The sequence below is a fragment of the Colwellia sp. D2M02 genome (genome assembly GCF_018860755.1).
GTDB lineage: Bacteria > Pseudomonadota > Gammaproteobacteria > Enterobacterales > Alteromonadaceae > Colwellia > Colwellia asteriadis.
Map to the genome: position 1 here is coordinate 20146 of NZ_JAHKPW010000059.1, position 8699 is coordinate 28844.

The window sequence follows — 8699 nt, forward strand, 5'->3', positions numbered from 1 at the left end:
TATTGCAAGTAAATTTAACGAAGAAGTCAGGAAAAATAGCTGCTAGAGAAATATTTGTTAAGCCGAGATCAGGTTAAATACTATTCATCTTAATATTAATAATTAAAGCTGTGTTGGTAACTTCAACGTGCTCGATACCGCAATAGCCTGCGCTACGGTGTTAGCAATATTGTCACCCGTTTTACCATCGGTTAAAACTACAGTACTGTCTTTCGCAATTGCTTGATGAGCTTTAATCGCATCTTGTGCCAAAGTTAGTGTTACTGCAGAACGACCTTGATCGGTATTGGCCGCTTGCCCAACAACTTCGAGGGCATTAGCATCTGCTTCGGCAACTAAACGTATTGCTTCTGCTTTACCTGTTGCTTCTAAAATTTGGGCTTCTTGTGAAGCTTGTGCTGCAAGTACTTGCTCAGCCTTAGCGGCTTCTGCATCTAAAACACGCGCTTGTTTATGACCTTCAGCTTCAGTAATGGCTGCCGTTTTAACACCTTCAGCAGTTAAAATAACCGAGCGTTTTTCACGCTCTGCCGTCATTTGTTTTTCCATATCTTCACGGATACTTTGTGGCGGCATAATGTCTTTAATTTCATAACGCGTCACCATAACACCCCAAGGCGCAGTGGCATCGGTCATTGACGTTAAAATTTGTGCATTAATCATGTCACGATTTTGAAAACACTCATCAAGCTCCATTGAACCAATCGCGTTACGCATGGTAGTCATAGCTAATTGCGTTACTGACAGTTTATAGTCAGTAATATTATTGGTTGCCGCTGCGGCATCTGTTACCTTTAAAAATAAAATACCATCTATTTCCAAAGTAATGTTGTCTTTAGTGATTGCCGCTTGAGAAATAATCTCTAACGATTGCTCTTTAAGGTTACGGTTTGCAGCAACCGATTGTATGAACGGAATAATAAAATTCAAACCCGCTGATAGCGTTTTGCTGTATTTACCCAAAGTGTAAATAACATAACCACGGTTTTGAGGGACAAAATGAATACCTTTTTTTAAGGTATATAAAATAACCAGCGTAACCCACAGCGTAGGGTTGGTTAGTAATTCTTCAACAATTAACATGTAACTTCCTTTGTGTTTTTTTGAGAATGCAGAGAGTCTGCAAACATGATAAATCCTAATCTTTGTTATTACCCAGAGCGTTTAACATTACACTTAGCACAATGCACAATGAATAAGAGCTATTTACGTTAATTGACCCAACTATTCAAAGCAAGAGATTTCGTCAGAATAGTTTTCCATTAGGGCTGTTGCACTCCTTTTTAATTTAAGCCAACATACGCTTGCCACTTTTACTCATATATACCAATATTTTATGCGTTTTACCCTTGCTGACATTGAAATAAACTTAACCGCTGGTGTTATCATCAAAGACGGTGAAAAGATCAACGTCAGAGCCAAAACGTTATTAGTGCTTAAATATTTAATTACCCATCAACAAGAAGTCGTTACTAAGCAGCGCTTATTAGATGAGATTTGGCATGATGTTATAGTGCAAGAACAGGTACTGGTTCAATCTATTAAAGAAATTCGTGATATTTTAGGTAGCCAAGTCATTAAAACCTATCCTCGCCAGGGTTACCAATGGACAGCTGATTTAACAGAAGTTGTCTGCACCCCATTAACGAAAAATCCTTTTATATCGAGCAAAATAACTAAGTTAATCATTATTTTAATTACAGTAGTGGTAACTTTTTTCCTCTATAAAAGTCAGCAGGCGGCTAATCAGCTAGACCCTCAATTAAGTAGCCAAAAAATTATGACGGTAGCATTTTTACCGGTAAAAAATGATATGCCCGATGACATACATAATTGGGTTCCTATAAAGGGCACTGAATACTTAAGCCAACGCTTACAACAGCAAAGTAATTTGAGCGTAATAGAAAGCGATAAAGTGCAACGTACCTTACCTCAGTTAAAAAACCTACATTCGCCGAAAGACGCTCAACAAATTGCCAGCTTACAAAACACATTAGCGGCAGACTTAATTGTACAATCACGCTTGCTGGGTTACCCGCAAGACTTCCAATTGCATTACACCTTATATTTACCGCATAGCGTTGAACGAGGTATTGAGTTTGCTGATACGGTTGAAAAAGCTTTTGAGCAGTTAGTTGAAAAAATAGCTTTACGCTATAGTGATTTCACCCCAAATACCACGGCATCGGCACAACACGACTTTAGTAATGAAGCATTTGCCCGAGGTATTGAGCTTTACCTGTTACGAGAATATAGCAAAGCGATTGGCTTTTTTTCTTCTGCCCTGCAAACCAACAACGAACTCTTACCTGCTCGCCGTTATTTAGCTGCCTGCTATATGAATAATAATAACCTTGAACGTGGCTTAGCCTTAATGCAAGAAAACATTCAGCAAGCAAAAGAAAAGAAGGCTTATCGTGAAGAAATGCGTAGTTATTTATTACTGGGGGTCTCATTAATGAATTGGCATCAAGCCAACAATAGCCTTAATAATGAAACCTTATTACAGGCTCAGCGCTATATAATATCAGCGCAAAATTTAGCTGACACCCACCAAGACTCACTATTTATTGCTTATTCACATGAAGAATTAGGTAAAATAAAACGTTTACAAAAGAATTACCCTCAGGCGATTAAATTACAGCAAACCGCGTTAGCCTTTTATCAAAAATTTCGAGGTAATTATGGTCAAACCCGACCTTTAATAGAGCTCGCTATTATCGCCAATGAACAGGGCCGAATTGAGCAAAGTGAGCATTACTTTTCACAAGCAATAGCAATCGCCAACGAAAATGGCGTGGTAACCAATCAGGTAGCTGTTTTATTAGCACAAGCCGACATTAAACAAGCACAAGGGCAAACAACACAAGCAAACATCTTAGCTAAGCAAGCGCTTGCCATTGCAGAAAACGCTAAGAGTAACTTATTAATGGCGCGTATTAATGCTTGGCTGAACAATAATAGCTATTATGAAATTCATTAATAATGAAAAATGCTTATTTACTCGTTAAATAAGCCCGGTGATAGTTCACTAAAAATAAAGTGACTAAAAACGGGGACAAGCAAAACAACCCATAAACCCCTAATTTCAGCGCTGCAATAGTGGCGGCTATCGATAAAGAAACAACCCCTAAGCATAGGTATATTCTGAGCCGCTTAGGGCTAGCAATATTAATGGCGCTATCTAAGGTTTTAGCAAGTAATTGGCAAATTCCCCAAAAACCCACAGCACCTAAAGCAGACACTAATGGAATAAAAAACAGAAAGTAGTCACCGCTAAAAAGGCTAAATACGGCATATAAAATCCCGACAACTATGCCTAAACCTAAAAACCAAACGGGTACAAAAAAGGCAATAGCAAAGCATAAAGCTAAAATAAATTTTTGAAAAAAACTCATATATTCCTAAAATCAATAACATTAGATTAAATGACTGATAAATATTAACTAACCTGAGTGAGGTATTAAGACAATAATCTCAAGTCCGTTTGAATGCTTATTAAGTTTGTAGCTCATAAACTATATTTATTTTGAAATAAAAAGCAATTTCAACCTATCTATTAGTTATAAATAAACTATTAATAAGTAAATATGAACATAAAAACACTACTCACTACACTTGTCATCGGGCTTATTGCAAGTGTTGCCTTTATTGTGATCCAACCCTTTTTTGGAATGCTGACATTAACATCGCGACATGCTGCTGTGTATGTAGAGATAGGACATTATAGAGAGGAGTATGCTGTTATTTTAGCTTGGTTACTACATGGGACTGTTTCAATATTTTATACTTTTATTTCACTCCTTATCTACAACGTTAATAAATCTCTTACTGTCAGCTTTTTACAAATAATTATTTTAGGATGGTTAACTACGCTCATTGCAACGCCTGCTAATGAGTGGGTTATAAAACTGATTACCACGGGTGAATTTACAAATATCTTCGCTTTATCTGACTTAAACACCGAAATTGGCCCTAAGCTTTGGTTACATATTTTATTTTTTGCATTGGTGGTTGTGAGTATTTCGCTCAGCCGACTAACCGCTTTTTCAAAGCGCTAAGCGCTTAATAAAAAAACTAACAATCAATTGCTTTTAAAGGTAACTTTTAACAACTTACCTTTAAATGAGTATTATTCTCTAAGCAATTTAGTAGATGTTAGTCGTGATACACATAAATAATCTCATTTATATTAAAACCACGCGCTTTTGACATTTTTTCAAACTTCTCGATTACCTCTGGTTTTACCGTTGCTGTTCTTGATAAAAGCCAAAGGTAATCGGTATTTGGTCCAGAAACAAATGCATATTGATAGTTGCTTTTTTCTAATTCAAAAATAACATAAGAACCATAAAACGGCCCAAAAAACGATACTTTTAGATAACCTTCTGAATTAGAACTTACAAAATAGGCTTTTCCTTCAGCTTCTTTCCATTCATTATCAGTTGTTGAAAATCCACGGTTAACAACAAGCACACCGCCATCGTCTTTAAGACTATAGTTAGCAGTAACTTGAGTTAATCCCCTTTCAAACGAGTGGTCTAAACGGGCAATCTCATACCACTTCCCTAAATATCTATCGAGTTCAAAATTATCAACAGGCTTTACTGAATCAGGCATACCAACGCAACCACTAAGCAATATGCTCATAAATAGTAATATTATTTTCACAAGAACTCCTAAATGTTTAGCGCTTCATTAAGAGACAAAGAAAGCCTGACAAAAATAAACGAAGAAAATATGACACTTATGATCATGATGTTTTTTCATGTTTAGCAACAAACCTTGCCACAAATAATGGGTAAAAGATTAAAAGTGTCATTTGACCGTATAGTTTGTAATACAACAAATTGTTCGCACTAGCTATTTCATTGATAATGTAACCAGCAACAGCCAATGCAACAAATAAAAACACTAACATTGCATTGAACTGCAACCAAACTTTATTGCTTAGCGCTAACTTATAACCCCAGAAAAAATACAGAAAGCCGTTTCGTTGAAAAATACCCGTAAATATAAAAAATACAGCCATAAATCCCCAAAAAGCTATTGGTAAAAATTCCACTCCAACTAAACTAACTAAATCTAGTTGCGCATCAATAAGTGCGACCAAAAGTAGCATCACAGCAATTGACGCTAGGTATCGCCAGTACATTCCCCACCAATACACTTTCATTAATCGCTAATACGCTGCCACACTTCGTACTCTACGCGTTTGTCATTTTCCCATCGAGAGCTAACCCATTTGTCGCCCTCTTTTTTATATTTAAATACATACTTCTTACCTTCTGGGGAATTAAATGAGGTATATATAGGTGACTCGATGTATTCACTATCGGTAACCTCAAAAGTTCCTGTACCTGAGCTCCAAAACTTATCCCCTGACATAGTGACAAAACTAAAATGAGTGTTAGTAATAACTTTAATTGAACGTAAATTAAGCGACTCATAACTGACTAACTTACCTTCATAATTAATATATTCACCTGAAACAAGTGTCCATGTTCCCGAAAATAAATTCTCATCGGCATTGGCTGAAAAAGACAGCAGAACCACTAAAATAATACTAAAAACTTTATTCATGTTATTAAACCTTCCTGTGATATAACGCCTCATTATGAGGCAAAAAATATTAGTTTGAATTAACTAGAGCATCAGAACTATACGTTCGACGTTCAGTGTTTGGTTGAATTATCATTAACAAATTAAGCACTTATCACCTGATTCATTTTGTTAATTGCTTTTTGGTAGATCTGCTGTTTTTGCAGCGGTGTAAGCTTTTTATTAATATTCGCTTCATCTTTCTCGCCAAAAAAAGCCAAAGCAAATGACCTAAAAAATGGATCTGAAAAACTGTAGAAATGTGAATCTTCGTCAAACTTAATAACCTCACCAAACTTAGGTAAAGATAACTCGTTGAGAGTGGCCTCTAGATGATTTTTTTGAATGCGAATACGGAACGCTTTACAGTAACCAAAAAGCTCATCAATATTTCCGCCTTCTTGCCCGGCGTAAAACAGTGACCTAATGGCATTTTCGCCTTTATTATGGGTCAGCGCATTGTCAAATACTCGCTTTATTGTATCTGATTCATCGGCTATATATTCATCAACAGCTAGCACTAAATCAGATTCAGTAAACTCGTAGCATTGAGATTTATTCAAGGTCTTTTTAATATTTGCGCCATCACACATCAAATAAGCGATTTTATGAGCAATAGCAGGTAGGCCATTACAATAGTGCGCTATTTTTTCTTTTAAATCCGCGCCAAAAATAATATTTAAAGAGTCTTCGCCTTTAGCTAAAATTGCTCTTATCTCAGAATCTTGCATAAGCGGCACGTTAATTTCAGACAACCTTCGTCGCATTTCAGCATCACTTTTAACAATATCTCTGGCAGAATTAACAGCGCCTAATGCAATAATTTTCAAGTCTTCATATTGATCTGACATATCCATGAATACTTTCATTAATTGGGAGAGCTTTATTTTTTCGTTATCATCCACTTTATGAAAGTCTTCAAGCACCCAACAGTAACCTGCAGCGCCCATTAATCTCCCCAGGTTTTGGGGCGATAATTGCGGGGGTAATAATCGTTTTTGTTTTACCCCTTGTGCTTGTTCAATATTTACGCCAAGGCTAGCCTTAATTGCTAGGTAATTCGCTTGGAGCGAACCACTAATTTGGTTTTTTTTATTGTTAGTGACCTCGTCCACATAAAACTCAGCCAATTGTTCGAAAGCATCTAAAACAATTTGTTCAAACGTTGAGCCGACCATGCAGTTGGTTCGAATATGCTTTTCATAAACTTCGTACAGCTTATTTTCTAATAAGGTTGTTTTACCACTACCAGTGTGACCATAAACAATAATCTGAATGCCGGGAGTTTCTAATGCTCGCACCACTCTTCTATTAATTTTATTACGGTTAATAAAACTAACTCTGGCGGGTTTTGCCGGTGTGAATACTTCTTTTAATGAGTACTGACCTGAATTTGCCACGAAACGTCCTTATTCCTCTAACCTTGATAAAGGGGCGATAAAATAGTTAATAACCCTAAGTAACGACAACTTAAAACAACAACTATTTTTTATAATTTTTGCTGAACTATTAACTTTTATTCTGACTTATCGGCTATTTTTTGAAGGTTTGCATGTATTTTAAATAATACAATTAATAGCTCACACCAAATTCTGGCACCAATAGCACCACCAATAAGAATACCCATACCTGCGAAAAAGCCGCCGCCATGGCCGATAAACATAGTTCCTATACCTGAAATAAGTACACTAAGTAACATTAACCAATAAACAAAGGTGATTATTTTAGGTGTTAACATCGAGTCGAAGAAAAATATATCTTTCATAAGTAAATCCTTTTTATTTAATGCCGTTCAATTGTTAAAGTAAAACTAGCTTTTAAAACACAACAAAAGCCTATAGCCTTGATAAAATACTTGATAACTAATTCATAATCAACAAGTTAAAATTAACCACCATCCTGTAATATTTGCTCCATAACCCAACTAGTATGTAATGCGCTTTTGCCCGTTGAAGGGTGTGAAATACCCTTTACCAGCTGCGCCTGCATATTTTGTACATGGTATAGCTGAATATTATCTGGATTATCAATACTTAGTTCTTGGCGTTGCTCTCCTTGAGAGAGTATTAATGGCGCTTCATCGAATACGGAGCAACGTAATTCCCCTGCACTGCCATAAAATGTTAATCGGTCTTGACGCGCCGCAGCACCAAAATTCCAACTACCCACACCAGTGACGCCACTCTCATGTAACCAATTGGCGGTAACGGCATCAAAGGCACTATACAAGCCTTGCTGATTAGTCGCTAAGCCATGTACTGTTTTAAAGTTCCCCAGTAAATAGCTAATTAAGTCTAAGCCATGGCTTGCTAGGTCATCAAAATAACCGCCTTTAGCAATTACTTTATCGGTACGCCAATTATATTCCCCTGATAAATCAAGCGCGTTAGCTGGCTTACTTAAATGCCAACTCACATGGCGTACCTCACCTATTGCCCCCGTTTCTAGTAAACCTTTTACTTTATTAAAACGCGGTAACGAGCGACGATAATAGGCAACAAATAAAGGCAATTTTTTTGCTTTAAAGGCTTCAACTATGGCGACACTATCAGCGTAATTTGGCGCTAAAGGTTTTTCAATACAACAGGGCTTACCGGCTTTAGCCACTAATAATGCATAATGTTTATGACTATCGGGCGGCGTGGCAATATAAACGGCATCTATATTGGGGTTGTTAATAATACTATCAGCATCATCAAAATAATGAGCAACGTGATGACGCTGAGCATAACTTTTAGCGAGGGCTAAATTTCTGCGCATTACCGCTGTCAGTTCAAACCCTTCGGTTTTTTGGTAGGCTGGACCACTTTTAATTTCGGTTACTGCGCCACAGCCAATAATCCCCCAACGAATAGTCGAGCCAGATAAAACGTTCTTCACAACAAGTCCTCAATAGAAGTTAGCGATAACCAACACTTAATAATAAGCACGGTAAGCTTTATTAACAAAACGTGTAAACGTAATAAAGCTTACCATAGTGCTTAATATTAATGACGAACGTTAAGAGGGAATAATTAACCTGAACTCGGTTTAAGAGATATTTAACAAATTGAAATATCATCAAAAATTATTTTTCTGCATCGCTAGCTTGATAGTTT

At 36.7% G+C, this 8699-nt stretch carries 10 protein-coding genes; 2 read left to right on the forward strand and 8 right to left on the reverse strand.

What is annotated here, in order from left to right; all coding sequences use genetic code 11:
- Positions 1 to 102 precede the first annotated feature (102 nt).
- Positions 103 to 1083: a slipin family protein gene (locus KO495_RS10480; RefSeq protein ID WP_215980361.1), complete on the reverse strand. Its 981-nt coding sequence runs from the start codon at positions 1081 to 1083 to the stop codon at positions 103 to 105.
- Positions 1084 to 1336: 253 nt separating this feature from the next.
- Between KO495_RS10480 and KO495_RS10485 the strand changes: the two genes are divergently transcribed.
- Positions 1337 to 2983: a tetratricopeptide repeat protein gene (locus KO495_RS10485; RefSeq protein ID WP_215980362.1), complete on the forward strand. Its 1647-nt coding sequence runs from the start codon at positions 1337 to 1339 to the stop codon at positions 2981 to 2983.
- A gap of 13 nt (positions 2984 to 2996) precedes the next feature.
- On the opposite strand, the gene KO495_RS10490 is transcribed toward KO495_RS10485, so the two are convergent.
- Entirely contained in the window at positions 2997 to 3398 is a 402-nt protein-coding gene (locus tag KO495_RS10490) for a hypothetical protein (RefSeq protein ID WP_215980363.1), read from the reverse strand.
- Positions 3399 to 3590: 192 nt separating this feature from the next.
- Here KO495_RS10490 and KO495_RS10495 point away from each other — a divergent pair, with 192 nt between their 5' ends.
- Positions 3591 to 4061 (forward strand): hypothetical protein, encoded by a 471-nt coding sequence (locus KO495_RS10495; RefSeq protein WP_215980364.1) that lies wholly within the window; start codon positions 3591 to 3593, stop codon positions 4059 to 4061.
- 97 nt (positions 4062 to 4158) lie between these two features.
- Here the strand turns inward: KO495_RS10495 and KO495_RS10500 are convergent, their stop codons facing one another.
- The 6 genes from KO495_RS10500 to KO495_RS17740 all read right to left on the reverse strand — a co-directional run bounded on the left by KO495_RS10500 (position 4159) and on the right by KO495_RS17740 (position 8481).
- The gene (locus tag KO495_RS10500) at positions 4159 to 4650 is read right to left on the reverse strand and encodes a lipocalin family protein (RefSeq protein WP_215980370.1); all 492 of its coding nucleotides are present in this window, start codon (positions 4648 to 4650) and stop codon (positions 4159 to 4161) included.
- A 103-nt stretch (positions 4651 to 4753) separates the two neighbouring features.
- Entirely contained in the window at positions 4754 to 5176 is a 423-nt protein-coding gene (locus KO495_RS10505; RefSeq protein WP_215980365.1) for a hypothetical protein, read from the reverse strand.
- Positions 5176 to 5583, reverse strand: coding sequence for a hypothetical protein (locus tag KO495_RS10510; protein WP_215980366.1), 408 nt, complete (start codon positions 5581 to 5583; stop codon positions 5176 to 5178). Before KO495_RS10510 ends, KO495_RS10505 begins: the two co-directional genes overlap by 1 nt.
- 122 nt (positions 5584 to 5705) lie before the next feature.
- Positions 5706 to 7001, reverse strand: coding sequence for an ATP-binding protein (locus KO495_RS10515; RefSeq protein ID WP_215980367.1), 1296 nt, complete (start codon positions 6999 to 7001; stop codon positions 5706 to 5708).
- A gap of 116 nt (positions 7002 to 7117) precedes the next feature.
- Positions 7118 to 7366, reverse strand: a complete 249-nt coding sequence (locus KO495_RS10520; protein ID WP_215980368.1) for a DUF4282 domain-containing protein — start codon at positions 7364 to 7366, stop codon at positions 7118 to 7120.
- A gap of 122 nt (positions 7367 to 7488) precedes the next feature.
- A complete protein-coding gene (locus tag KO495_RS17740) occupies positions 7489 to 8481 on the reverse strand; it encodes a Gfo/Idh/MocA family oxidoreductase (protein ID WP_215980369.1) in 993 nt (330 codons plus the stop codon).
- Positions 8482 to 8699: the final 218 nt, after the last annotated feature.

Excerpts from the sequence above, each read along its gene's own strand:
- KO495_RS10485 (WP_215980362.1), top strand. The coding sequence starts at position 1,337 with ATGCGTTTTACCCTTGCTGACATTGAAATAAACTTAACCGCTGGTGTT.
- KO495_RS10480 (WP_215980361.1), bottom strand. The coding sequence starts at position 1,083 with ATGTTAATTGTTGAAGAATTACTAACCAACCCTACGCTGTGGGTTACG.
- KO495_RS10495 (WP_215980364.1), top strand. The coding sequence starts at position 3,591 with ATGAACATAAAAACACTACTCACTACACTTGTCATCGGGCTTATTGCA.
- KO495_RS10490 (WP_215980363.1), bottom strand. The coding sequence starts at position 3,398 with ATGAGTTTTTTTCAAAAATTTATTTTAGCTTTATGCTTTGCTATTGCC.
- KO495_RS10520 (WP_215980368.1), bottom strand. The coding sequence starts at position 7,366 with ATGAAAGATATATTTTTCTTCGACTCGATGTTAACACCTAAAATAATC.
- KO495_RS10510 (WP_215980366.1), bottom strand. The coding sequence starts at position 5,583 with ATGAATAAAGTTTTTAGTATTATTTTAGTGGTTCTGCTGTCTTTTTCA.
- KO495_RS10505 (WP_215980365.1), bottom strand. The coding sequence starts at position 5,176 with ATGAAAGTGTATTGGTGGGGAATGTACTGGCGATACCTAGCGTCAATT.
- KO495_RS10500 (WP_215980370.1), bottom strand. The coding sequence starts at position 4,650 with ATGAGCATATTGCTTAGTGGTTGCGTTGGTATGCCTGATTCAGTAAAG.